Source organism: Marinospirillum alkaliphilum DSM 21637 (assembly GCF_900119735.1).
Lineage (GTDB): Bacteria > Pseudomonadota > Gammaproteobacteria > Pseudomonadales > Halomonadaceae > Marinospirillum > Marinospirillum alkaliphilum.
Map to the genome: position 1 here is coordinate 184,526 of NZ_FPJW01000005.1, position 24,780 is coordinate 209,305.

Annotated in this window: 20 protein-coding genes; 4 read left to right on the forward strand and 16 right to left on the reverse strand. The window is 55.9% G+C overall.

Annotated features, from left to right (window positions below):
* Positions 1-36: 36 nt before the first annotated feature.
* From BT114_RS08640 to ccoG, 7 genes are all read right to left on the reverse strand, one after another.
* Positions 37-786, reverse strand: coding sequence for a GntR family transcriptional regulator (locus BT114_RS08640; RefSeq protein ID WP_072325969.1), 750 nt, complete (start codon positions 784-786; stop codon positions 37-39).
* Positions 783-4,487 (reverse strand): urea carboxylase, encoded by a 3,705-nt coding sequence (uca, locus tag BT114_RS08645; RefSeq protein WP_072325972.1) that lies wholly within the window; start codon positions 4,485-4,487, stop codon positions 783-785. Before uca ends, BT114_RS08640 begins: the two co-directional genes overlap by 4 nt.
* Positions 4,484-6,316 (reverse strand): allophanate hydrolase, encoded by a 1,833-nt coding sequence (gene atzF, locus BT114_RS08650; RefSeq protein ID WP_072325974.1) that lies wholly within the window; start codon positions 6,314-6,316, stop codon positions 4,484-4,486. The genes uca and atzF overlap by 4 nt, the downstream gene beginning before the upstream one ends.
* A gap of 215 nt (positions 6,317-6,531) precedes the next feature.
* Positions 6,532-7,395 carry a mechanosensitive ion channel domain-containing protein gene (locus tag BT114_RS08655; RefSeq protein ID WP_072325976.1) on the reverse strand — a complete coding sequence of 288 codons (864 nt, stop codon included), beginning with the start codon at positions 7,393-7,395 and terminating at the stop codon, positions 6,532-6,534.
* A 92-nt stretch (positions 7,396-7,487) separates the two neighbouring features.
* Positions 7,488-8,195, reverse strand: coding sequence for an LrgB family protein (locus tag BT114_RS08660; protein ID WP_072325977.1), 708 nt, complete (start codon positions 8,193-8,195; stop codon positions 7,488-7,490).
* Entirely contained in the window at positions 8,192-8,536 is a 345-nt protein-coding gene (locus tag BT114_RS08665) for a CidA/LrgA family protein (protein WP_072325978.1), read from the reverse strand. Before BT114_RS08665 ends, BT114_RS08660 begins: the two co-directional genes overlap by 4 nt.
* Before the next feature lie 12 nt (positions 8,537-8,548).
* A complete protein-coding gene (gene ccoG, locus BT114_RS08670; protein ID WP_072325979.1) occupies positions 8,549-9,892 on the reverse strand; it encodes a cytochrome c oxidase accessory protein CcoG in 1,344 nt (447 codons plus the stop codon).
* Positions 9,893-10,004: 112 nt separating this feature from the next.
* On the opposite strand from ccoG, the gene BT114_RS08675 reads away from it, so the two are divergent.
* Both BT114_RS08675 and BT114_RS08680 read left to right on the forward strand, forming a co-directional pair.
* Positions 10,005-11,558, forward strand: a complete 1,554-nt coding sequence (locus tag BT114_RS08675; RefSeq protein ID WP_072325980.1) for an aminotransferase-like domain-containing protein — start codon at positions 10,005-10,007, stop codon at positions 11,556-11,558.
* The gene (locus tag BT114_RS08680) at positions 11,473-11,985 is read left to right on the forward strand and encodes an acyl carrier protein phosphodiesterase (protein ID WP_425434783.1); all 513 of its coding nucleotides are present in this window, start codon (positions 11,473-11,475) and stop codon (positions 11,983-11,985) included. The genes BT114_RS08675 and BT114_RS08680 overlap by 86 nt, the downstream gene beginning before the upstream one ends.
* Here the strand turns inward: BT114_RS08680 and pap are convergent, their stop codons facing one another.
* The 7 genes from pap to BT114_RS08715 all read right to left on the reverse strand — a co-directional run bounded on the left by pap (position 11,986) and on the right by BT114_RS08715 (position 18,515).
* Positions 11,986-13,464: a polyphosphate:AMP phosphotransferase gene (gene pap, locus BT114_RS08685; RefSeq protein WP_218163484.1), complete on the reverse strand. Its 1,479-nt coding sequence runs from the start codon at positions 13,462-13,464 to the stop codon at positions 11,986-11,988.
* A 110-nt stretch (positions 13,465-13,574) separates the two neighbouring features.
* Entirely contained in the window at positions 13,575-14,123 is a 549-nt protein-coding gene (locus BT114_RS08690) for a hypothetical protein (RefSeq protein WP_072325983.1), read from the reverse strand.
* A gap of 77 nt (positions 14,124-14,200) precedes the next feature.
* A complete protein-coding gene (locus BT114_RS08695; protein WP_072325984.1) occupies positions 14,201-15,490 on the reverse strand; it encodes a hypothetical protein in 1,290 nt (429 codons plus the stop codon).
* Positions 15,487-16,668, reverse strand: a complete 1,182-nt coding sequence (locus BT114_RS08700) for an MFS transporter (protein ID WP_084662060.1) — start codon at positions 16,666-16,668, stop codon at positions 15,487-15,489. Before BT114_RS08700 ends, BT114_RS08695 begins: the two co-directional genes overlap by 4 nt.
* A 38-nt stretch (positions 16,669-16,706) precedes the next feature.
* Positions 16,707-17,732 (reverse strand): phosphate acyltransferase PlsX, encoded by a 1,026-nt coding sequence (gene plsX / locus BT114_RS08705; RefSeq protein ID WP_245770413.1) that lies wholly within the window; start codon positions 17,730-17,732, stop codon positions 16,707-16,709.
* 25 nt (positions 17,733-17,757) lie between these two features.
* A complete protein-coding gene (rpmF, locus tag BT114_RS08710) occupies positions 17,758-17,937 on the reverse strand; it encodes a 50S ribosomal protein L32 (protein WP_072325987.1) in 180 nt (59 codons plus the stop codon).
* A 38-nt stretch (positions 17,938-17,975) separates the two neighbouring features.
* A complete protein-coding gene (locus BT114_RS08715; RefSeq protein ID WP_084662062.1) occupies positions 17,976-18,515 on the reverse strand; it encodes a YceD family protein in 540 nt (179 codons plus the stop codon).
* A 177-nt stretch (positions 18,516-18,692) separates the two neighbouring features.
* On the opposite strand from BT114_RS08715, the gene BT114_RS08720 reads away from it, so the two are divergent.
* Positions 18,693-19,289 carry a Maf family protein gene (locus tag BT114_RS08720; protein WP_072325989.1) on the forward strand — a complete coding sequence of 199 codons (597 nt, stop codon included), beginning with the start codon at positions 18,693-18,695 and terminating at the stop codon, positions 19,287-19,289.
* A 23-nt stretch (positions 19,290-19,312) separates the two neighbouring features.
* Here the strand turns inward: BT114_RS08720 and BT114_RS08725 are convergent, their stop codons facing one another.
* Together BT114_RS08725 and BT114_RS08730 are read right to left on the reverse strand one after the other, a co-directional pair.
* Positions 19,313-20,338 carry a S49 family peptidase gene (locus tag BT114_RS08725; RefSeq protein ID WP_072325991.1) on the reverse strand — a complete coding sequence of 342 codons (1,026 nt, stop codon included), beginning with the start codon at positions 20,336-20,338 and terminating at the stop codon, positions 19,313-19,315.
* A 63-nt stretch (positions 20,339-20,401) separates the two neighbouring features.
* The gene (locus BT114_RS08730) at positions 20,402-21,364 is read right to left on the reverse strand and encodes an RluA family pseudouridine synthase (protein WP_072325993.1); all 963 of its coding nucleotides are present in this window, start codon (positions 21,362-21,364) and stop codon (positions 20,402-20,404) included.
* A gap of 505 nt (positions 21,365-21,869) precedes the next feature.
* Here BT114_RS08730 and rne point away from each other — a divergent pair.
* Entirely contained in the window at positions 21,870-24,779 is a 2,910-nt protein-coding gene (rne, locus tag BT114_RS08735; protein ID WP_143142798.1) for a ribonuclease E, read from the forward strand.
* The last annotated feature ends 1 nt before the right edge of the window (position 24,780 follow it).

Consider the following 24,780-nt stretch of genomic DNA (forward strand, 5'->3'; position numbering starts at 1 on the left):
ATTTTTTTAAGAATCTGCATCGTTTTAACTCCAAATTCAGCTGTTTTTGAGAGGTTCCGGCGATTCACTGTCACTGGCTTCCTGGTGCCTGGCTCTTGCTTCCTGCAACATGTGTATTGTTATTTTTCTGACTTCATCCCGGCTGACGGCAATGTGAGCTGTCATCAACCTCTGGGCATGATCGATACGGCGATGCTCGATGGCTTCGAGAATCGCACCGTGTTCTTCGTAGGTGGCGGCAATGCGGTATCCCTTGGTGAAATCCAGCCGCCGGATGATGTGGATGCGTTCACTGATGTCACGATGGATACGTGCCATCTCGCGGTTGCCTGCGGCCTCCACAATGCAGGAATGAAACTCCCGGTCCTGCTCGCTGAGGGTGATGTCACCAACCCGCTGTGCTTCCGGCACCAACCAGAAATCCCGCAGCTCCTGCAACAGCGGCGGTGTTTCCGTCATGTTGCAAAGGCGTTCAATGGCAGCGGTTTCCAGCAGGATACGAACATCGTAAAGTTCCTCAAACACTTTGAAATCAAAGGGTTTGATCTGCCAGCCACTGCGAAAATGCACCTCCACATAGTGTTCCCGCCGCAAGCGGTATAGGGCTTCACGCACCGGTGTGCGACTGGCCTCAAAGCGCTCGGCAATCTCCGCTTCACTGAAATAATCCCCCGGCAGCAACTGAAAGTTGAAAATCATTTCCTTGATCTGGCCATAGATGCGATCAGCCAGATTTTCACGTCGCTGGTTTTTCGGGTTCTTGTTCAGGAAGTTGGCCGGACTCATGCGCTGACCTCTTCGGTGGCATCTTCCTTCGCAATGATCGCCAGCAGCTCACCGGCTCGCACTGCCTTGCCGGGTGTGCAGCTGAAGCCTTCCAGCAGACCCGCCACCGGTGCCTTGATCGCCACTTCCATTTTCATGGCTTCCAGCACCAGCAGGGTGTCACCGGCTTCCACTTCAGTGCCGGGTTCCACCAGCAGCTTCCAGACGTTACCGGCAATTTCCGCCGTCACCGGGGTTTTACTGGCATCCAGCCCTTCACCTGTATCCGGTGTTTCCGCCTGAGTGATGGCCGGAGGTGCTATGTCCTCGGCACTCCAGCGGCTGATTTCTTCACTGAAAGCCTGCTGCTGTCGGCTCTGGAAGGCACTGATGCTGTCGGCCTGATCTTCGAGGAATTGCTGGTACTGCTCGACATCAAACACTTCCTGCTCAATGCGGCACTGGAAACGTCCGTGGCGAAAATCTTCCCGCAGGACGTCCAGCTCCTCCTCGGTGACCGGGTAAAAACACACCTGATCAAAGAAGCGCAACAGCCAGGGAGCATCAGGCGCAAACTGACGGTTTTTCAACCAGGTATTCCAGATCGGCAGGGTGCGCCCCACCAGCTGATAACCACCGGGGGAGTCCATGCCGTAGATGCACATGTACATGCCACCGATGCCCACGGTACCTTCAGCGGTATGGGTACGGGCCGGGTTGTACTTGGAGCTGAGCAGGCGATGGCGCGGGTCCACCGGCACTGCACAGGGCGCACCCAGATATACATCCCCCAGCCCCAGCACCAGATAACGGGCGCTGTAGAGGGTTTCCTGCACCTGCTCACGGCTGACACCATTGATGCGGCTGATGAAATCCACGTTGTTCGGCAACCAGGGTGCCTGATCCCGCACGGTTTCACGGTAGCGCTGCACGGCATCCAGGGTGGCTGAGTCTTCAAAGGCCATCGGCAGGTGCAAAACACGGGTGGGCATTTTCACTTGGGACGGGTCGACCAGGGTGTCTTCCAGTTGCAGCAAGCGCTGCAGCAGTTCTTGCTGGTGCAGTTGCTGGCCGTCATAACGAATCTGCAGGGAACGCACACCCGGTGCCAGTTCCAGCACACCGGGAATGGCACGGTCTTTCAGGGCATTCATCAGCAGGTGCACACGAATGCGCGTGGTCAGATCCAGCAGGTTCTCGCCGTATTCCATCAGGATGTAACCATCACCGGCCTGACGATAAACCACCTGCGGACGCTCGTCAGTGGCGGGCAGCGTGGCCAGCACACAGGGTGAAGCCGCAGCAGCACTGGCATTAAAAGTGGCTGCATCCGTTTTTTCGGCAATCAGGCTGGCATCCAGAGGCGGTAATGCACGCAAGGCGGATGGCAGGGGTTGCAGGATGTTGATGGCCTGATCCCAGGCTTGTTCCAGCGCCACTGCCGCATCAAAGGTCATCGGCACAAAACGGATGGTGTCACCGGGTTTCACCTGCCCCACCTTCCAGAGTTCGGCACGGGCAATGGTGACCGGACAGACAAAACCACCCAGACTGGGGCCATCCTTCATCAGAATCACCGGGCTGTCGCCGGTGAAGTTCACCGCACCGATGGCGTATTCACAATCGTGGACATTGGAAGGGTGCAGACCGGCTTCCCCGCCATCGGTTCTGGCCCATTCCAGCACCGGACCCACCAGACGCACACCCAGTCGGTTGGCGTTGTAATGCACTTCCCAGTCGGTGGCAAAAAAGGTTTCAAAAGAGGCCTGAGTGAAAAAGTCCGGTGCACCGTGCGGGCCGACCAGCACACCAATCTGCCACTGCTGACCGTAAGCAGGAACCAACTCTGCCGGTGCCTGTGCCGGGGCGGCAAGATCGGTGGTTTCCGGCAGCAGTTCCAGCAGGTCACCGGCACGCAAGGTGCGGCCGCAGAAACCACCGAACTGACCCAGTGCAAAGGTGGAACGACTGCCCAGATACACCGGTACATCCAGACCACCCCGAATCGCCAGATAGGCCCGGCAGCCGCTTTTAGCCTGCCCCAGATTCAGCACCTGACCGGCTTTCACGGCCACCGCCTGCCAGCCCGGCAAGGGCTGATCATCCAGGGTGGCGGACTCACAGGCACCGGTGACAGCGATCACCGTATCAATATTGAATTTCAGGGTCGGGCCGATCAGGGTGGCTTCAATGCCAGCTGCATCTGCGAGGTTACCCACCAGGCGGTTGGCCAGTGCAAATGCCTTGTCATCCATCGGACCGGACGGTGGCACACCGATGTCCCAGTAACCCAGACGACCCGGCAGATCCTGCACACTGGTGTAGGTGCCGGGCACCAGCACTTCCACACTGCGACTGGTGTAACTGAAATGATCCAGCGCTCGGGTAGACACCTGCCCTGCTGCAAAGCCCTGATCCGCCAGCACCGCCCGCAGATATTCCAGATTGGTGGGAATACCATAAAAGCGGGTTGCTGCCAGTGCAGCCCGCAGGCGACTGAGGGCTTCCGCACGATCCTCACCATAAGCAATGATCTTGGCAATCATCGGGTCAAAACCGGAGGAGACTTCACTGCCGTTTTCAACACAACCATCCACCCGGATGCCCGGCAAGTCATCAGGTAAAATGACTTCACTCAGGCTACCGGGGCTGGGCTGAAAGTTTTTCAAGGGGTTTTCGGCATACACCCGCACTTCCATGGCAGCACCCTGCGGGGTGATGTTGCGCAACGGCGCCAGGTCTGCCTGACCGGCTGCCACCGCCAACATCTGTTCGATCAGATCCAGCCCGGTGACACATTCAGTGACCGGGTGTTCCACCTGCAGACGGGTGTTCACTTCCAGAAAATAAAAAGCATCCTTGTCGGCATCGTAGATGAACTCCACGGTACCGGCACTGCGATAATTCACGCTGCGACCCAGGCTTTCGGCAGCTTCAATCAGCGCCTTGCGGGTGGCTGCAGGCAGATGCGGTGCCGGGGTTTCTTCCACCACCTTCTGATGACGGCGCTGCAGGGAGCAGTCCCGTTCACCCAGCGCCACCACTTCACCCAGGCCATCCCCCAGCAGTTGCACTTCCACATGGCGGGCATGGTCAATGCAGTGCTCCAGAAACACACTGCCATCATTAAAATACTGCTGCCCAAGGCGAACCACCCGGTCATAGGCTTCACGCAGTTCATCGGCCGTGTTGCAGCGGGTCATGCCGATGCCACCACCGCCTGCAGTGCTTTTTAACATCACCGGGTAACTGATGCGCTCGGCCTCTTCCAGTGCCTGCTCCAGGCTCTGCAGCAGGTCACTGCCCGGTGTCAGCGGCACACCAGCGGCTTCAGCCAGGGCACGTGCACGGTGCTTCAGGCCAAAGTCCCGGATCTGGCTGGCTGTGGGACCAATGAAGGTGATGCCTTCGATGTCACAGCGCTCGGCAAACTCGGCACTTTCCGACAGAAAACCATAACCGGGGTAAATGGCCTCGGCACCGGTGTTTTTTGCTGCCGCCAGAATCTTGTCCATGTCCAGATAGGTTTCATCGGCCCGATGACCGGCCAGTGAAACCGCCACATCGGCTTCCCGCACATGCACGGCATTGCGATCATCCTCGGCATACACAGCCACACTGCGAATACCCAGACGCTTGAGGGTACGGATCGCGCGGCAGGCAATTTCGCCACGATTGGCAATCAGCACGGTGGAGAAATAGCGGTGGCTTGTTGCATTCATGCGGGAGTCTCCTGAGATTTTTTCAGATCGGCGATGTAAGCGCGCCAGCCGCCGAAGTGAGTGATGTCTTTTGCACTGCCCAGTGCCAGGGGCTCACAGATGAATCCCTTGACGCTGCGTCCGTCTTGCAGCAACAGATTGCCAATGCCCAGGGGTTCAGGAATTTCCGCCACAAAGGCACCAAAGTTCGCCAGCGGCACATCCCAGAGTTCCACCAGAATGGATGCCCCCTTCTCAGCCACCCGCGCCAATCCCGGTTTCGGCGGTGTGGTGTTGGCCAGGGCATAAAGGCGGTATTCAGGCGCGGTCTCGGTGGCTTCCACAAAGGCGGCATGGCGGGTGGTGAGCTGAAAATTCAATGGCATGCCACGCAGGTGGGCACCCACCACGGCAACCCTGACAGCACCGGGAGCCACAGGTTTGCTGGTCACGTCTGAAGGCTTGAAGGCCTGATCGGTGGCACCCAGCGGCAGCGCCAGATGCTGCTGCCAGCGACGACCGAAATCAGCCAACGCAAAATCCTGCCAGGCATTGGCAATCAAGGTGATGCCGGATGGCAGACCATCACTGCGAAAAGGTGCTGGCAGCGCCAGCGCGGAAAGATCGGCCAGATTGGTGAAGTTGGTGTAGGTGCCAAACTGAGAGTTGTAAAGAATCGGCTCCTGCTGCATTTCCGCCAGGGTGCGAATGGTCGGTGAGGTCGGCACCACCAACGCATCCACCTGCTGCAATTGCTGCTGAATGCAGCGGGCCAGCTCCTGCCTGCGGTATTCAGCGGCAAAGGCATCCAGTGCCGTGTATTCACCACCCTTGCTGACAATGGCATGAACTGTCGGGTCCATGGCTTCTGGCTGCTGCACCAACGCCCCAACTGCGTGAGTTCGCTCGGCCACCCAGGGCCCCTGATACAACAAGGCTGCCAATTCACTGAAAGGCGTAAAATCGATTTCCACCAGCTCGGCCAGTTGTGCCAGTTCACTGCGTGCCTGCTCAAAAGCGGCCTGCATGGCGGTATCACCAAAAAACTCCAGTTGCGCCGGAATCGCCAGACGCGGACGCTCCGGCATGCCCACGGCGGCAGACTGAGGGCTGCGGCGGGAAAAGGCGTCATCCAGATCCTGCTCGGCACCAAGGATTTGCGATACCTGCACGGCATCATCCACCGTCAGGGCAAACACCGAAACACAGTCCAGCGAGCGGCAGGCAGGCACCACACCCTTGTTGGAAAACCAGCCCCGCGTGGGCTTTAATCCAACAAGGTTATTAAAACCGGCAGGTACCCGACCGGAACCGGCAGTATCGGTACCCAGTGCAAAAGGCACCAATCCTCGCGCCACCACTGAAGCAGAACCCGAACTGGAGCCACCGGAGACATAACTCGAATCAAAGGAGTTGGGCACGGCGCCATAGGGTGAACGAGTGCCCACCAGACCGGTGGCAAACTGATCCAGGTTGGTCTTGCCGATCAACACCGCACCGGCAGCCTTCAGGCAAGCCACCACCCTGGCATCCTCGGCAGCGGTATAGCTGAACGCCGGACAGGCTGCGGTAGTTGGCCAGCCTGCGGCATCAATATTGTCCTTGATGGCAAAGGGCACACCCAGCAAAGGCAGGTTTTCACCAGCCGCCTTGCGCGCTTCAAGCGCCTGCCACTGGCTTTTCAGGCCAGCCGCATCAACACGAAAAATCCAGGCCACATCAGCCGACTGACTTGCTGCTGCATCCAGTGCAGCCAGCAGCGCCAGCAAACGCTCCAGTCCCTGCCCCTGCTGCTGGGCAAGCTGCCAGTCGGCCAGTGTCCAGCCAGTTGTTTCGGGTTTGATCTGCATCGGTCATCACCTTGTGCGCTAACTTGTATACAAGAAAGAGCACAAGCGATGCCATCCAGACATTAGTTGTTTTAATTCAACTGGATAAGATAAAATAGGGTGTTTCAATCTGGACAAAAGCCTGACAGAGTGCACCAACAAGGCACAACAAGTGCTTGCATGCACCAGAGAAGAAAAAAAAGAACAGAGAAGAGAAGAAAAAAAGAGATCGCAGATCAGTTGGAAGGTTTGGCAGCAGCCAGATAATCCTGTGCTTCAAAAACCTCGGCCAGGATTGACTGTTCGATGTAGCTGCGCTGGGCCGCTTTTGCCGGCACCCTGACCACCAGATGCACTTCATCCGGCTCCGGAAACTGCAGGCTGACGCGAGGTTCCACCGTAGGAACTTCCAACCCGCGCTGGCTGGCAACCCGGTTCATGTGACGACGCACGTTTTCCAGGTAGGGGGCACAGTGTTTCTGTGCCGATTCCAGCAGCTGCTGCTGGGCTTCCCGCCAATGGTCCTTGCGCATGAAGGGCACGGTGAACACGTGCAGCACATAGTCATGAGTGAAACTTTCATTGATGACCGGTTCGGAAACAAACAGTGCGTTGGGCAACACAATCATGCGCCCGGTACGCTGATGAGTGAGTTTGCCCGGCCCAACCTCCAGAATGGTGGTGACCAACAAATTCTGGTCAATCACATCACCCCGAAAATCCTTGATCTGGATGCGGTCACCAATGTCAAAAGAGCGGGCACCGGTTTTCAGCAGGCCACCGGTGACACACAGGATCAGCTCCTTGGTGGCCACCACAAAAGCTACTGCAATAGCCACCACTGACAAGGCCAGGGTGCGCAGCTCTTCACCCCAGATCATGAACAGCCCCAGCAGGGTCAGCAACAGCAAACCATTGCGGGACTGCACCAGCCATTTGCGCCGCAGCTCCGTGGACTCCACACTGCGCCGGATCAGGCGAGCGCCAATTGCTCGCAATACCAGCATCGCCACCAGCAACACCAGGGTACTGAGCAACAGGCGAATCAGTTCTGATGAAATGGAGAACTGACCGATGAATTCCAGCAGGGGTTCAGGCATGGTGATCAGGCCCCTCTGTTTATCTATTCGTTGAATAAAACATTATAGCCCAGTCTCCGGCACCCCTTGCGGCAACAAACACCTTGCCCCCATCAACCCGCCAGACTGTAAAACAAGGGCAGCAGGATGGCCGTCACTGCTCCGGTCAGACTCATGGCCAGTGCTGCAAAAGCAGCGGTTTCTTCACCTTCTTCCAGCGCCACGGCCGTTCCGGCGGCATGGGCATTTAACCCCAGGGTGAAACCGCGTGCCGCTGGCAGGTCAATGCCTGCCAGTTTCAGCAGGCCGGGAGCCATCACCGCACCAGCCACACCCGTGATCATTACAAACACGGCTGCCAGCGCCGGTGAACCACCCAGATCTTCAGCCAGCAGAATGGCAATCGGCGAAGTGACCGACTTGGGTGCCAGGGATGCCAGCAGGGCTTCATCCGCCCCCAGCAACCAGGCCAGACCCAGTGTCAGCAGAACGGTGGTGAAACCACCTATCAACAAGGCTGCCAGCAACGGCCAGAAATAGTCGCGGATGCGGCGCAAGTGGGTATACAGCGGCACCGCCAAAGCCACGGTGGCCGGTCCCAGAAACAACCAGACCAGTGCGGCTGATTCATTGTAGGTGGCATAGTCCACTTCCAGCAGCAGCAACACCCCCACCACCAGCAGTGTGCCAATCAATACCGGCTGAGCCAGCATTGAGCGGGTACGCCGGTTCAACTCCATGGCCAGTTGATAACTGGCCAGTGTCACCAGCAGACCGAACAATGGGTGCTGGATACTGGTCTGAATCATCGTGCTGATCATTCACTGACCCTCCTGCGACGCACCAGCCCTTGCAGCACCCAGGCTGTCAGCGGAATGCTGATCAGCAGTGCACCAATCAGTGACACACTGATCGCCAACAGATGAGAGGTCACCACTTGCCACTGCGACAGAATACCCACCGCCGGCGGAATCAGCATCAGCGGCAGGTATTTCAGCAACTGGGTGCTGGTCACCTTCAAAGGCTCCGGCACACGGCGCAGCAGCAACAGGGTCATCAATAACAACAGCATACCTATCACCGGGCCGGGCAACTTGACCCCGGCAACGGCAATCAGTGTTCCCAGTAACTGGAACACCACCAGTATCAAAAGTCCGAGCATTACTTTTCCTGTTCAGGCAGATGGGGATGACAAGCGTGATATAAAGGTTGTCCGCTTGATCAACACACTGGAATCAGTGGTGAATTGTACCAGCAATGAACGTGGGGCTGCGGCTGAATCCTCACCACAGATCCGGTAGGCCACCCAATCCCCGCGATTGTCCAGTTGCAACTGCTGCGGGCCATACAAAGACAACTCAGATGGCTCCAACAACACAACAGCCACTTGCTGCTGTGCCGGATTAAAACTTTCAACCTTGATGTGGTAAAAGTTGCACAACCGGCCATCTGACAGAACACGGAACAACTCACCCCGGTCCCGCCTGATCTCAGCCGTCAGTTCTTTCTTGCCGTAAAAACCATAACTGGCCGCTGAAACAGCCACCAGGCAGATCAGCAGGTAACCCATCAGGCGGGGACGCCAGAAATGATCAGCTTCACCTTGCAATTGCAGCTCCGAAGCAAAACGGATCAGGCCAGTGGGCTGTCCAGTTTTGTGCATCACCTGATCACAGGCATCAATGCAGGCACCACAGTCAATGCAGGCGGCCTGCATGCCGTTGCGAATATCAATGCCTGTCGGACAGACCTGCACACACAGCGTGCAATCAATGCAGGCATCAGCCGCAGGGTTTGGATGTTCACTGCTGCGCCGTGGTTCGCCACGAAACCGGTCATAACTGACCTTGCGGGTGGCATCATCCATCATCACCCCCTGAAAACGGGAGTAAGGACAAGCATGCAGACAGATCTGCTCACGCACCAGACCGGCATTCAGATAGGTCAACAGAGTCATGCAAAGCAGCCAGATCAACAGTGCCGGCGTCGCCTGCATGCTGATCAGTTGTGGCAACATTTCACGGATGGGAATGAAATAACCGGTGAAGGTCAGCCCGGTGACAGCAGCCAGCAACAACCACAACAGGTGTTTGCTGACCCTGCGGAATAAACGTGAACCCTGCAATGGCTGCCCTTCACTTCTGGCACGCTGGGCGGCCCGCCCTTCAGTCCAGTGTTCAATGCGCAGAAACAGCCAGGTCCAGATACTCTGCGGACAGGCAAAACCACACCAGACCCGTCCCCAGGCCATTGCCAGGGTGAATAGCAAAGCTGCCCCGGCAATCATCAGCGCCGTCATGATGTGGAAATCCTGCCAGGCAAAGTGGCTGCCGAACAGTATCAGTCGCCGTTGCTCGAAATCGAACAGCAACCAGGGCAAACCATCCACCTGCACCCACACCATCCCGAAAAAAGCCAGCAACAAAGGCCAGCTGATCAGTCGCCGCAAGTTCTGGAAATGCCCTTCAGTCAGACGGACGTGGATTTTTGTGGCTCCGCTTTGCGCCTTATTTCTCATGCTGAACACCTGTAACAATGAACTTACAGGCAGCTTAGAGACTGGCCCTCGATAGAGACAGGCACAAAAAAATAAATAACAATAGGCACAGATGAGACCATAAGGCTTAACCATGTCAACTGATCATGCCTATCAGCGTTTACAATACCTGCTACTGCAAGAACTGGATCAGCAACGCTGGAAGCCGGGGCAACGTCTGCCTTCCATCCGCCAGTTGTGCCAGCAGCACGGCCTGTCAAAGGCCACCGTACTCCATGCCCTGCAGCGTCTTGAAGCCAGCGGCAGAATCGAGGCCAGATCACGCTCCGGTTATTTTGTTCGCCAAAACACTCCGGCAGAGCTCACCCCTCTGCCACTGCGTCAGGCTCAGCCACCCACTCCGGCACCGGTTAATGTCAGCGAACTGCTGGCCGATATCATGCAGCGGGGAGCAGCCTTTGACCTGCTGCCCCGTGAACTTCAACAGCAACAATCAATCCCCGGCATCCAGATCCTGAATCGTTCCATTGGTCGCGCACTGCGCCAGCAACAGGGTGTGACTCACCTGCACTATGATGAACCCGCCGGTTACTGGCCACTGCGCCAGCAACTGGCACTGAGGTATCAGAATGACGGATGTGCACTGACCGCCGAAGACCTCTGCATCACCTCCGGCTGCCAGCATGCCTTGTTTCTGGCCCTGAAAGCCTGTTGCAACAAGGGTGATCTGGTGGCGGTGGAGTCACCCGGCTTTTATGGTGTGCTGCAGCTGCTGGAACAGCTGGAGCTGCGCGTACTGGAAATTCCGGCTTCACCCGTCACTGGCATGGATCTGGAGTGGTTGGAAAAAGCAGCCAGGCAATGGCCAATTCGTGCCTGTGTGGTGACACCTGCTTTTGCCACCCCGACCGGTTCGCTGATGCCGGTTGAACAGCAGAAAAAACTGCTGCAACTGGCAGAACAGATGGATTTCACACTGATAGAGGATGACATCTACCGGGAGCTGGGGTTTTACAGCCGACCTTCCCCACTGAAAGCACTGGATCAGCAGGGTCGAGTCATTCTCTGTGGTTCCTTCTCAAAAACCCTGTCCAGAGACCTGCGACTGGGCTGGATTCATGCCGGGCGCTGGCAATCCCAGGTGGTTCGGCTCAAACTGGTGACACAACTGGCCAGCAGCCGTTTTGTTCAGCAAGGCCTGGCGGCTTATCTGGAAGATGGCCACTATGACCGACACCTGCGCCAACGCTGCATTACTCTGCAACAGCAAAGCGAACAACTGATGCAGGAGCTGGAAACACTATGGCCACAAGGCCTTCATTTCAGTAGGCCACAGGGTGGCTTATGCCTCTGGGCAGAATGGCAGCAACCACTGGATAGCTTGCAGCTCTATCACCAGGCCTTGCAAGCAAGCTTGGTGATTACACCGGGACCACTGTTTTCTGCCAGCGGCCAATTTGGGCAGGCACTGCGCCTGAGCTTCACTCAACCCTGCACCGGCAAGCGTTATCAGGCATTGCAAGACCTCAGGAAACTGATCAATGAATTATCTGGCACACCTGCATCTGGGCGGTTCGCGTCCACAACAACTGCTCGGCAGTCTGTACGGGGATTTTGTGAAGGGTCCGCTGAAAGGAGATTATCCGGCGGAGCTGGAAGCAGCCATCCAACTGCACCGCAGGATTGATGCCTGGACGGATCAACACCCTCAACCCGGCAAGGCACGCGGTCGCTTTCAGCCGGAGCTGCGCCGTTATTCAGGCATCGTGCTGGATGTGTTTTTTGATCACTGCCTGGCGGCGCACTGGCAGGATTATGCCGACGAGCCTCTGATGCAGTTCACGCAACGGGTTTATCAGGTGTTGCAGGATCAGGCAGACCTGCCGGGGCGGTTGCAGCAGATGGCCCCTTATCTGATTGAAGATGACTGGCTGGGCAGTTACCGGGAGTTTGCCGTACTGCGCCAGGTGTTGCATGGCATGTCCCGGCGGATGCGCTGTCCGCAACTGGAGGCCGTTTTCTGGCCCCAGTTACAACAGCATTATGGTGAACTGCTGCAGGACTTTCGGACCTTTTACCCGCAGTTGCAGCAGTTTGTCCGGCAGCAAATTTGATTACAGCACTTTTTCCAGACGTTCACACAGGAGTTGCAGTGCTCGCACCCGGGCATAACGCTTGTCATTGCCCTCAATGATGTCCCAGGGGGCATGCCGGGTGCTGGTGCGCTCCACCATGTCTGCAATGGCCATGGCATAGTCATCCCAGCGCTCACGGTTGCGGTAATCCTCATCGGTGATCTTGTGTTGCTTGTAGCTGATCTGCTCCCTGGCCTTGAAACGGGCCAGCTGTTCATCCTTGTCGATGTGCAGCCAGTATTTCATCAACACAATGCCATGCTCGGTGAGCTCTTCCTCAAACTCATTGATTTCCTGATAAGCACGAATCCACTCATCCTCGCGGGCATAACCTTCAATGCGCTCCACCAGCACCCGGCCATACCAGGTCCTGTCAAAGATGGTGAAATGCCCACCCCGCTGCAAATGACGCCAGAAGCGCCAGAGGTAATGACGGGCTTTTTCTTCATCGGTGGGTGCCGCCACCGGAATGACCCGGTAATGGCGTGCATCCAGGGCATGGATAATCCGGCGAATCATGCCGCCTTTACCGGCCGCATCCCAACCTTCCAGCGCCATCACGGTGCTGATTTTGTTCTTGTGGGCCTTGCGGGCCAGTTCACTCAGGTGGGCCTGATAATGAGTCAGTTGCTCCAGGTATTCTTTTTTCCCCAGGGACTTTTCCAGATCAACAAAGTCCAGCAGGGTGGTTTTGTCGACTGCCTTGCTGCTCCAGTCCATTCCCGGTGATACCAGTACCCTGGGGTCTGTGTCCATGCGCTTGCGGATCATGTCACGCAACAGGCGCCCGACGGTCAGGCTGCGGTAGTTGGCGTCATAACCTTCAACAATGATCCAGGGAGCCTGGCCGGTACTGGTCTGGGTCAGGGTGATTTCAGCCACTTCTCGGAAGCTGTCATAGACCTTGATGTTATCAATGTTTTTCTGCGTGACTCGCCAGGCTGTTTTGGGATCGGCTGCCAGGGATTTAATGCGCTCTTTGTAGTGTTTTTTGCCCAGATGCAGCCACAACTTGATCAGCAGCACACCATCATCCACCAGCATTTTTTCGAGGATATTGATGCGAGATAAATAGGCTTCCAGATCGTGGTCAGCAATCTTGCCTTCCACCTTTTGAGTAATGGGGTCGCTGTACCAGGAACTGAAATGGATACCAATCTTGCCTTTGGGTGGCAGTGCCCGCCAGTAGCGCCAGAAGTGTGGACGCTCTTTTTCTTCATCAGTGGGTGCATCAAAAGCGGTGGTTTCCAAGTGGCGAGGGTCCATCCATTCATGCAACTGGTTGACCATTTCACCCTTGCCAGCCCCATCCACGCCAGAAATCAGCACCAGTACCGGGAAATTGCACCCCAGCAGCTCCTGCTGAATCTGCAGTAACTCAGCACGCAAGTCTGGCAACTCTTTCTTGTAAATGTCTTTATCGAGTGTTCTGCCCAGTTCTGCTGCTTCAAACATCATTCTTCTCCCTGCTGTTTTTCACTCAAGACTAACAGGAAAAGGACAAAAAAAAACAGCCCGCAAGAGACTGTTTCAATAAAGCCTGTCGAAAATCAAAGGTTATTCAGGCATCAACTGACCAGATGCAAATGCAGCAGGTCCACTCCTTCTTGTGCTGGACCACCCAGCAACTGCTCAGGATAAGCGTTTAATGTACCGAGTGTACCCACCACCCGCTCCTTGCCTTCACCCCAGCTTTCAATTTCAAAGCCGAACCGCCGCCAGAAGTTACGACGCGCCGCCAGAGGCTCAAAAGTCACGGATTGAGGTGCCTTCAGGCGACCGGATAAAACGGCGTATTCAGGTAATACATTGCCCAGCGTTTCCAGCAGGGTATTAACCAGAAAGGTTGAAACACCCTGCCCGGAAAAAGGATTGGGAGTCTGGCTATCCAGTAATGGCTGAGTACCGGTCAGATCTTCTATACGTATCTGCTCATCGCCACTCAAACGGGTGCTTAAACGAGCACGGTGCACCTGACCCTCCACCTTGGCCGCAAATACCAGATGCAGTTGATCTCTGACAATTTCGGTATAAAGCCCGGCACTGCCGGTGGGAACAGCAACTGGCTGGCGAATGCCTTCCAGCAATTGCAGCATGCGCAGATAATTATCTTTCAAGGAAGCGGCCTCCCTGCTGTGGTTAATGGGCAGAAGTTACTCCATCAGGCCATCGCTTACTGTAATAAATGTTGGCGCTATGTAAAAAAACCATAAAGTTGCAATGCCATGAACTGCACCAGCAGCAGCAACAACACATAACCTGCATTCCAGCGGGTGAAGGCATAAGAGGGCAAACCATATCGCCCTTGCATGGCCAGATGAGTACCTGACAAGGGTGACAGGGTAACCCCCAGCGCCCAGGTCATTAAAAATACCAGGGCCAGAAGGTTGGGATCACTCACCCAGGGCGCAAACAAGCCACCGGCAATGGCAATACTGATGACCGGATGCACACCCAGCCCGGAAACCCCCACCAGCACCAGTAACAACAACCAGGCTTGCCAGGGACCAAAATGCGCCAGCTGCAGCGAAAAGTCAGCAGCCTGAAGTGCTGATCCCACTCCGGCAGCCAGCACCCCGGCTGCCAGAAACAGCAGCGTTTCACCAGACATGGTCGGCAAGGTGTGTTCAATGTGCTGCTGTAAACGCAGCCAACCCTTACGCCGATAACGCCAGGCAAGTAACACCAGGGTGAATACCAGAGATAACAGCGAGACCAGCGTTAAAACCGGTACTGCCTCCCAGAGGCTGTGAGCTGTCAGTACACTGATCGCCAGTAACAGTGGTAACAGCAGGGCTTTCCAGTGCATCGGGTAGGCCGGTGTCTGTGCGGCTTCAGGCTGCTGCAATAACCACCAGCCCGCCAGCAGCAGACCTACAGCAGCCAATGCCAGGCCCACAGGCATCAAGGTCCAGAGACTGGCTCCGGGCGCGCTGATCAACACCACCCCCATGGCTGCAAAAAAGGGTGACCAGTGGGCAGCCAAAGTAAAACCACGGGAAATCACCAACGCCTGCAAGGGTGTCAGTTGCTGGCGAGCGGACAGACGATCAGCCATGATGATCATCGCCGAGAAGTTAATCACCGCACCAAAAGCATGCACACCCAGCAGGGTTTTCCACAGCGCCTTACGTCCCACCGGCAAGGCTTCTTTTGCCGCCAGATCAGTCACTGCCACCAGGCGCAGAAAACTGACCGACACCAGCATGCTCAACAGCCCCTGATTAGCCTCCAGAGCCTGCCACCACCAACGCACACCGGTGGCATGCCACTGCCCCCAGAGCAAACCCGCCAGCCCGATCAGCAACATCACCAGCACCTGAATCTTTTGCAGCCGCGTCAGACGCCAGAACAAACGTGTTGCTGCCAGCCAGGCAAAACAACCGGCAAGTGCGGCCAGGGCCGTCAAACCAAAACTGGCTGTCAGCGCCAGGATGACCATCAACAGCAGGCTGTAACCCGTCAGCCGATCAGCAGGTTTCATGACTGGCCATCACCTGCCGAGGATGCCCTTGCAGGTGGACGCCACAACAGCAGCACACTTAACACCAGCGCCAACAAAGCAGCCACCTGAAATGCACCGGTTAATCCAACACGCAGCTCCACCGGTGCCACCAGCAGGGGAGAAAGAAACTGTCCGGTGAAAAACACCGAAGCAAAACCACCCATCACCCGACCCCGAAATGCTTCCGGTGCCAGTTGCAATAACCAGTGATTACCAGCCGGAAACGTCATGCCCGCACCAAAACCACTGACCATCACTGCCAAGAGCATCAGGCTGTACCAGGGCACCAGTGACGCCAACAGGTAACCTGTCGCAAATAACAAAAATGCCAGGGCATAAATACGGGCATGAGAAAGGTGATTCTTGAAGCCACCAAACAGGTAACCGGCCAGAGCCCCGGCCAGGGTGCTGGATGAAATCACCCAGGCGGTCTGCAGGCTACTGGCATCAAATCGTTGCACCAATAAAAAAGGCATTTGTGCCGGCAGCATGTAAAACAGGCTCATGGCCGCAAAACCCAGGGCATAAACCGGCAACACCTGCCGCCAGGGAAAAGCGGGAGGATTCATTGAGTCAGTCAAAGGGTCAGACAAGGTCTTGCGCGCCGGTTCACGCAAATAGAGCCAGGCCAGCAACCACACCAGCAGCCCAGCCAGATAAACCATAAAAGCTGCTCGCCAGCTGATCAGTGCCAGGCCACCGCCCAGATTGATGTAAATCACGCCACCCAGCGCCATGAAGCTGCCTTGCAAGCCCATAAAACGTTGCCGTGCCTGACCGGTGAAATAATCACCGATCAGCGTAGTGGCAATCCCCATGATGCCAGCCACACCAATACCCAGCAGTGCACGAGTCAGCAACATCCAGCCCAGCGTATCCACCAGACCACCGGCAGCACCGGCCAGGGCATAAATCAGCAGGCAGGTTTTTAATACCGGCAAACGCCCGTAACGATCCGCCAGCCAACCCATCAAAGGAGAGAAGAGTGCAATGAACAGGGCTGGCAGCGTGATGATGAGTTTGACCCAGACATCCGGCCAGTCCGAAAAGTGACGACCGATATCGGGTAACACAGGAGTGATCAAGGCACCAGCCATCACCGTCATGCTGCTGGCTGATAACAGTACCACCTTGATCTGTATTGAAGTGCCGGACACAATGCGGCTCCATTGAAAGGCTCTGGTTCAGCAGCCTCTTAGCCTGATGGCAGCTCCTGCTGCTGCAATTGCCTGAGCAGGTGAGCAGACAAACCCTGACGGGCTTCAGTGGCAGCACGCATGATGGCAAAGGAAAAGCCTGCTGCATCCGCATTGCCATGACTTTTCACCAGGCAGCCCCGTAACCCGAGAAAACTGCCGCCATTATAACGCACCGGGTCCATCTGCTGTTTTAACTGCTTCAGCACCGGGCGAGCCATCAAGCCCACCAGGCGACTGTAAATGCTTTTTTCAAACAACCCCTGAATCTGGCCGGATAAAAAACGCGCCAGGCCTTCACTGGTTTTCAGGGCAATGTTGCCAACAAATCCGTCACACACCACCAGATCCAGATCACCGGCAAAAATCTCGTCGCCTTCCACATAACCGGCATAGTTCACTGCCGGATGTTCATCGATCAGGTGTGCAGCCAGTTTGACCAGGGTATTACCCTTGATCGCTTCATGCCCCACATTCAGCAAACCCACTCTGGGGCTGGCCTGACCTTCCACCACCCGGATCATTTCCGAGCCCATCAGGGCAAACTGCAACAGGTGTTCAGCGTTGCATTCAACATTGGCACCCAGATCCATCAGGTAACTGCGTCCCTTGCGGGTAGGGATGGCAGTACAAATTGCAGGGCGCTCAATGCCCGGCAACATGCCTAAATAGTGGCGACCAATCAGCATCAAGGCACCGGTATTACCCCCGCTGACACCTGCCTGACACTGGCCATCAGCAACCAGTTGCACAGTGCGATGCATGGAGGAATGTTTGCGATTGCGTAATGCTGAAGCCGGTGACTCATCCATACCAATCACCTCGTCACTGCCCAGCAAGGCAATACGAGAGGCAAAAACACTGCTGAGATGATGCTGGGAAAGAAGGGTTTGAAGCAGGGATTTGTCGCCAACCAGAGTGACGGTCAGGAGAGGGTCCTGCGTCAGGGCCAGAAGGGTTCCAGCCACATTAGTGCGGGGACCGGAGTCCCCGCCCATGGCGTCAATGGCCAGGTTGATCTGCACAGTGATACCCGGTGCAGATCAGCTGTTATTCTTCGCCTTTGTCGATCACTTTGCGGCCACGGTAAAAACCTTCCGCGGTCACGTGGTGACGACGATGCACTTCACCAGTGGTGGCATCAACGGACAGTGCCGGCGCGCTCAGGGCATCGTGGGAACGACGCATGTCACGCTTGGAGCGGGTTTTACGATTCTGTTGAACAGCCATGATTTACTCCCAGGTTTACAAAGCCAAACTTAAAACATTCACTGCCCGGATTTCAGCGATTTCTTCAAATCAGCCAGAGCACTGAACGGGTTGTGTTTCTCGACCGGCGCCTGTGTCTCTTCAGGTGCCTGCCCGGTGATCTGCTCCGGCATGCTGCATGCTTCGGGTGGATGGTAGGCCACCAGCGGCAAAGCCAGGATCAGTTCATCTTCTATGGCAGGCAGAAGATCAAGCGCCTCGTTTTCTATGAACACCGGTTCATGGGTACGCGGCAGGTTGCTGGCAGCTTCTTCAGTGGTGACCAGTCCCCACATGAATTCACTGTCCAGACTTTCCTGAACCGGCCCCAGACAACGCTGGCATTCCAGGGTGACGTCACCCTTCAGGCGTCCCTCGACCTGCAACAGGCGCTGGGGACCGTAGCTGAAACGCAGTTCAAAATGAATGCTGCCTTCCGCATCGACCAGCATTTCCTGTGCCCGTTTCATGTCCTGCAGGGAGAGATCAAAAACCGCTTCCCGTTCAGCTGCACAAAACTTGTAGGGGTCCAGAGGGTAACGCAGGTATTCGTTTGCCATAAAATTCAAGCGCGCAATAATAGAGGGACAAGCGCTGACTGTCAAAGGCACAATGCGGTTTCCATGCAAAATGCACAATAAAAAGTCAGCAAAGGTGGGTATTCTATGCCTTCATCCTACACAAGTCATCCACAGCATCATCCACAGGCACCACAAAACAGCAAAAAAGGAGTGTGCATGCAGACCCTGGTACTGGCCTCAGGCTCAAAATACCGTCGTGAACTACTACAAAAACTGGGTCTGGCATTTGTCACCGCCAGCCCTGACGTGGATGAAACCCCGTTAGCCGGTGAGCAACCGGAAGCCCTGGCCGCACGCTTGGCCGAAAGCAAGGCCCGGGCACTGACAGCAGCCTTTCCAGACAGCCTGATCATCGGCTCAGACCAGGTTTGTTGTTATAACAACCAGATTCTTGGCAAAAGCGGCAACCGGGAGATGGCGATTAAACAACTGACCCTGCTGAACGGTCATCAGGTTGATTTCATGACCGGCCTTTGCCTGCTGAACACCCGCAGTGGTCAGGCACAGATTCTGGTTGATCGCTTCCGGGTGCATTTTCGCGAACTGACTCCAGATCAGATCCACTACTATGTGGATACTGAACAACCTTTTGACTGCGCAGGCAGCTTTAAATCAGAAGGACTGGGGATCACCCTGTTCAAAAAACTGGAAGGTGATGACCCCAACAGCCTGATTGGCCTGCCATTGATTCGCTTGAGCGAACTGTTGCGGGCAGAAGGCCTGGACGTTCTGGCCCCGCAACAGCACAGCTGATCAGTATAAGGCGCGGCCGGTGATCAGAAACGCGGCGCGGCCAGCTCCATTGCTGCAGCCTTGATGGCTGTGCCCAGTCGGCGCTCCAATCGCTCCCAGGGGCTGGGTTCAGGAGTGTAGTTGATACTGCGCTCCACACCCAGTCGGGCTTGCAGGGTAAACAGTGAGCCAAGCTCATCCACCAACCCCTGTTCCAGCGCCAGCTCGCCATTCCAGACCAGCCCGGAAAAAATCTGCGGATTGTTGGCCAGGCGCTCTCCCCGCCCCTCTTTTACCCGTGCAATGAACTGCTGATGCGTGGAGTCCAGCACCTGCTGCCAGAAAGCACGCTGCTGGGCATCCATATCAGAAAAAGGATCCATGAATGCCTTGTTGTCACCGGCAGTGAACACACGGCGCTCAATACCCAGCCGCTCAATGGCCTCTTTGAACCCAAAACCACCGGAAACCACACCGATTGAACCCACCAGACTGGAGCGATCAGCCACAATGGTATCTGCAGCCACCGCCACATAATAACCACCAGACGCACCCAGCTCCTCAATCACTGCATAAACCGGCAATTGTGGATGCCGTTCACGCAGCTCACGAATGCCCTCATAAATCTGCCCGGCCTGCACCGGACTGCCACCAGGACTGTTGATACGCAATACCACCGCCCTGGCACCATCGGCATTAAAAGCACGACGAGCACCCTGCAATACCCGCTCAGCACTGGCGCGCCCTTCACTATCCAGCGCACCGCGAACATCCACTACAGCCAGATGAGGAGCACCAGGCGCCTCATCCTTGCTTAAAGACATCAGTTCACGACCGGAGCCAAACACCACCAATACAATCACCAGGGTGATCAGGCCGCGCAGCACACCACCAATCATGCGACCACGCCGGGCACGTCGCTGTTCCAGCAATACCTCTTTTGCCCAGGCTTGCATCCACTGCTCAGGTGCACCTGTCTTGTCCTTGTTTGTGATCGCTTTATCAGCAACCACTCCGGCCTCTTCAGAAAGCGGCTCAGCCTTGCTGGTCCAGGGGTCTTTATCACTCATGTAAGCGCTACCTTAATTAAAATAGGTTCTATCTACCTGCCTGCTGCTCAATCTGCCTTACGTTCAACCTGCCTGCTGCTCAACCTGTTTCCAACTGGTATCTGCATTTGCTTCAACCTGCACCGGTTCACCAGTCATCGGATCATTAAAAACCAATCGACGGGCATGCAAAAACATGCGTGAGATGCCTGTTTTGCGAAAACGTTCATTGGTGGCTTCATCACCATATTTAGGGTCGCCCAATAACGGAAAACCGGCAAAACGGGCATGCACACGAATCTGATGAGTGCGTCCGGTCACCGGCTCAGCTTCAATCAGAGTCAGATTACCCGCTCGCTTCAACACCCGAAAACGAGTCAGTGAACGCTTCCCCTCACCCTCTGCGGCTATCCGCATCAAACGTTCACCGGAAGGTGATGAAGCGCGGTCAATCGGGGCATTCACCTCACGCAGCTCCACCGGCCACTGGCCTATAACCCAGGCCTGGTAGAACTTGCCCATTTTCTTGCCACGCAACTGGTCCTGCAGAATGTTCAGTGCCTTACGGGATTTGGCCAGCAAAATGCAGCCAGAGGTATCCTTGTCCAGCCGGTGCACCAGCTCCAGAAAATCCAGTTCCGGGCGCACCTGCCGCAAGGCTTCAATCAACCCAACCCGTACACCACTGCCACCATGCACCGCCAATCCAGCCGGTTTATTCAGCACCAGCACTGCATCATTCTCAAAACAGACGGCTTCGCCCAGCAGCAGCTCCCGCAAACTATTACCTACAGGTGTATCTGCAGCCTTTTCGGTTAAGCGGATCGGAGGAACCCGAACCTGATCACCGGCCTGCAAGCGGGTATCCGCCTTGGCGCGCTTTTTATTCACTCGCACCTCACCCTTGCGAATGATGCGATAAACCAGGGTTTTCGGTGCGCCCTTTAACTGGGTGATCAAAAAGTTATCGAGCCGCTGCCCATCAGCACCGGCAGTGACATCCAGATAACGCACAGACAGAGCATCCGTGGCAGCAGCAGTTGACATAAACATTGACCCGGCAAGACAGGAAGATGCAGCACAAAGTGTGCAGAGTATAACAAGGCATACACACTTTTTGTGGCATTGCTCACAGGAAGGCCTGCTGCTATCATGTCGTGGCGCGGAAAAGGGTCGTCCCCTCATGAAGCGCCTGCACCCATAGTAGTCATTGGTGGGCAACACGCAGGCCAGCGCAAACAGAATTGAAACAAAGAATTTACGCAAACGACGTCTGATGGCTTACATCAGGCAAATAAAAAACCGCGGCCCAGGCACGCGAGTTGTGAACTTTTATTTTTACCTTGTGCAAGACAACCCGGCCCTTCCGGCCTGCCACTGAAAAATCCATTTACCGGCTCAAACCATCCTGAGCGTTTCAGTCAACCGGAAAGCCAGGCATAACATCAGGTCAGGTGCCCCTTTGCCCCTGCCTGTTTTTGTTGTGTCGGCACAAAGAAACATAACGTAGACAACCCGCCATGTCTGGGCTGCCAGAACATACGGAAGCCCCATGAAACGCATGCTTATCAATGCCACCCAGCCAGAAGAGCGTCGGGTCGCACTTGTTGATGGTCAACGCCTCTACGATCTTGATATCGAATCCGGTTCCAGAGAATCCAAAAAAGCCAACATTTACCGTGGACGCATCACCCGCGTTGAACCCAGCCTTGAAGCCGCCTTTGTTGATTATGGTGCTGAGCGCCATGGCTTTCTGCCGCTGAAAGAAATCGGTCGTGAATACCATGCCAAAAACTCTGGTGAAGGCCGTGGCAACATCCGCGACCTGATCAAGGAAGGCACGGAAGTGATTGTTCAGGTGGATAAAGAAGAGCGTGGCAACAAGGGTGCCGCTCTGACCACCTACATCAGCCTTGCCGGGCGCTATCTGGTACTGATGCCAAACAACGCCCGTGCCGGTGGCATTTCCCGCCGCATTGAAGGTGATGAGCGTGCCGCTCTGAAAGACGCCATGAACGGCCTGAATGTACCCAGCCAGATGGGTGTGATTGTTCGCACCGCAGGCATTGGCCGCTCCAGCGAAGAACTGCAGTGGGACATGGATTACCTGGTCAAGATCTGGGAATCCATCAACACCGCAGCTACCCAGAAGCCTGCCCCCTTCCTGATTTACCGCGAATCCAACGTCATCATTCGCGCCATGCGCGACTACCTGCGTCAGGACATCGGCGAAGTACTGATTGACAATCAGGAAGTTTTTGAGCAGGCACAAGGGTTTATCCAGCAGGTGATGCCTTCTTACCAGAACCGCATCAAGCTCTACAAGGATGATGTACCCCTCTTCTCTCGCTTCCAGATTGAAAGCCAGATTGAGACCGCCTTCCAGCGCGAAGTGAAACTGCCTTCCGGCGGCTCGATAGTGATCGACCACACAGAAGCCCTGGTATCCATTGATATCAACTCGGCGCGTGCCACTCGTGGCGGTGACATCGAAGAAACCGCATTACAAACCAACCTGGAAGCAGCTGATGAAGTTGCCCGCCAGCTGCGCCTGCGTGATATCGGCGGCCTGGTGGTGATTGATTTCATCGACATGAGCCCGGTGAAAAACCAGCGCGAAGTTGAAAATCGCATGCGTGATGCCCTCAAGGTGGATCGTGCACGCGTACAGATCGGTCGCATCTCCCGCTTCGGCCTGCTGGAAATGTCCCGTCAGCGCCTGCGTCCCTCCCTGGGCGAAACCAGCGGTGTGGTTTGCCCTCGCTGTGAAGGCCAGGGCACCATTCGTGACGTTAAATCCCTGGGCCTGTCGATCCTGCGTCTGATCGAAGAAGAGGCCATGAAGGACAATACCGCTCAGATCCGTGCCATTCTGCCGGTCAGCGTATCCACCTTCCTGCTGAACGAAAAACGTTCCGCCCTGCACGAAATCGAAAAACGCCAGCAGGTTGAAGTGCTGGTCATCCCCAACCCGGAAATGCACACACCCCACTATGATGTCACGCGTGTGCGCGTGGATGACCTGGACGAAGAAGACACCCCTGCCAGTTATGAACTGGACATTTCTGCCACCAACGACAAAGAGCCTACCGGCAGTGCAGAAAAAGTCACCGGCTTTGCGGAAGCTGCAGTACAGAACATCATCCCCAACGCTCCAGCACCGGCTGACGTTGAAAAACCCCGTTCTGAACCCGCTGCAAGCAAAACAGCCGCACCAGAAGCCAGCAATAGCCAGCCAGGCCTGGTCAGTCGCTTTTTTAAAGCACTGGGCAAACTGTTGGGTGGCAACGAAACATCAGCCAACGAAACACTGACCAAACCTGAACGTAATAACAATCGCAATGAAGGCAATCGCGACCGTAACAACCGCAATCGCAACCGCCGTGATCGTGACAGCAGCGGACGCGAGCGCAACAACCGCCGTGATCGCAACGAAAACAGCCGCGACCGCAATGAAAACCGTAGCGATGGCTCCAGCGAAAGCCGTGGCAACAACCGCCGTAATAATCGCCGTGATGAAACAGCGACCAGCGATGTTTCACGCCCTGAAAAGCAGGCCAGTGTAAATCCTGCTGTTGAAACAGTGGCTGACAACACTCCACCAAAACCGGCACGCACCAATCCTCGCAATCGTCGCCGCAACAAGGCCATGACGGGCGACGCAGCAACACCGCCGGATTTTGAACAGCTGAAAGACAAGCTGCTGCCTGCTGATACTGCAGAAATAGCAGTGACTGAAGCAAGCAGTGTGGAAGCAGCAGCAACGCAAGAAGCAGCTGCCAGCACTGCCAATAGTGTAGAGCAAGCACCGGAAGCCACCCCTGCCGTTGAGCCTGCTGAACAGCCACAAGCTCAAGTGGTGGCCGATGACACTGCCGCTGAAACAAGCACCACGCAGGAAACTCCAGCAGAAGATGCTGGTGAGCGCGCACAGCGTCGTGGCCGTGGTCGTGGACGTCAGGGCGAGCGCAGCCGCAAGTCTGAAGCCAGCAACCAGGACAATACTGCCGATACAACTGAGTCTTCAGAAGCAACACTAACCACTGAAGAAGCTGCAACAGCGCAACCAGTTGAATCGCAGGCTGAAAGCACCAACACAGAAGTGCAGCCCTTTGCTGAAACAGCTTCAATAGCTGCAGAAGCTACACTCACAGAAGACGCAACTCCGGAAGCTGCTGCTGCAGTGGTTGAAGCTGTTGCGACTCCGACTGAGTCGACTCAGGAAACAGTGGCAGCACCTGCATCCAGCGAAGCTCAAGCTGAACAGCAGCCACAGACCACTGAAACTGAACAACCAGCAGCCCAGGAAGCCAGCAACCTCTTCCCACACCTGCCTGGTTATCAGCCACTGCCCGGCCGCGCCCCCAATGATCCACGCGAAGTGCGTCGCCGTAAAAAGATGGAAGAGGAACTGGCCAAAACTGAAGCTGACAAGGGCCAGGCGTCCCCTGAAAACAACTGAT

Coding starts and splice junctions, on each gene's coding strand:
- BT114_RS08640 (WP_072325969.1), bottom strand. CDS start 786: ATGAGTCCGGCCAACTTCCTGAACAAGAACCCGAAAAACCAGCGACGT.
- uca (WP_072325972.1), bottom strand. CDS start 4,487: ATGAATGCAACAAGCCACCGCTATTTCTCCACCGTGCTGATTGCCAAT.
- atzF (WP_072325974.1), bottom strand. CDS start 6,316: ATGCAGATCAAACCCGAAACAACTGGCTGGACACTGGCCGACTGGCAG.
- BT114_RS08655 (WP_072325976.1), bottom strand. CDS start 7,395: ATGCCTGAACCCCTGCTGGAATTCATCGGTCAGTTCTCCATTTCATCA.
- BT114_RS08660 (WP_072325977.1), bottom strand. CDS start 8,195: ATGATCAGCACGATGATTCAGACCAGTATCCAGCACCCATTGTTCGGT.
- BT114_RS08665 (WP_072325978.1), bottom strand. CDS start 8,536: ATGCTCGGACTTTTGATACTGGTGGTGTTCCAGTTACTGGGAACACTG.
- ccoG (WP_072325979.1), bottom strand. CDS start 9,892: ATGAGAAATAAGGCGCAAAGCGGAGCCACAAAAATCCACGTCCGTCTG.
- BT114_RS08675 (WP_072325980.1), top strand. CDS start 10,005: ATGTCAACTGATCATGCCTATCAGCGTTTACAATACCTGCTACTGCAA.
- pap (WP_218163484.1), bottom strand. CDS start 13,464: ATGATGTTTGAAGCAGCAGAACTGGGCAGAACACTCGATAAAGACATT.
- BT114_RS08695 (WP_072325984.1), bottom strand. CDS start 15,490: ATGAAACCTGCTGATCGGCTGACGGGTTACAGCCTGCTGTTGATGGTC.
- rpmF (WP_072325987.1), bottom strand. CDS start 17,937: ATGGCTGTTCAACAGAATCGTAAAACCCGCTCCAAGCGTGACATGCGT.
- BT114_RS08715 (WP_084662062.1), bottom strand. CDS start 18,515: ATGGCAAACGAATACCTGCGTTACCCTCTGGACCCCTACAAGTTTTGT.
- BT114_RS08720 (WP_072325989.1), top strand. CDS start 18,693: ATGCAGACCCTGGTACTGGCCTCAGGCTCAAAATACCGTCGTGAACTA.
- BT114_RS08725 (WP_072325991.1), bottom strand. CDS start 20,338: ATGAGTGATAAAGACCCCTGGACCAGCAAGGCTGAGCCGCTTTCTGAA.
- BT114_RS08730 (WP_072325993.1), bottom strand. CDS start 21,364: ATGTCAACTGCTGCTGCCACGGATGCTCTGTCTGTGCGTTATCTGGAT.
- rne (WP_143142798.1), top strand. CDS start 21,870: ATGAAACGCATGCTTATCAATGCCACCCAGCCAGAAGAGCGTCGGGTC.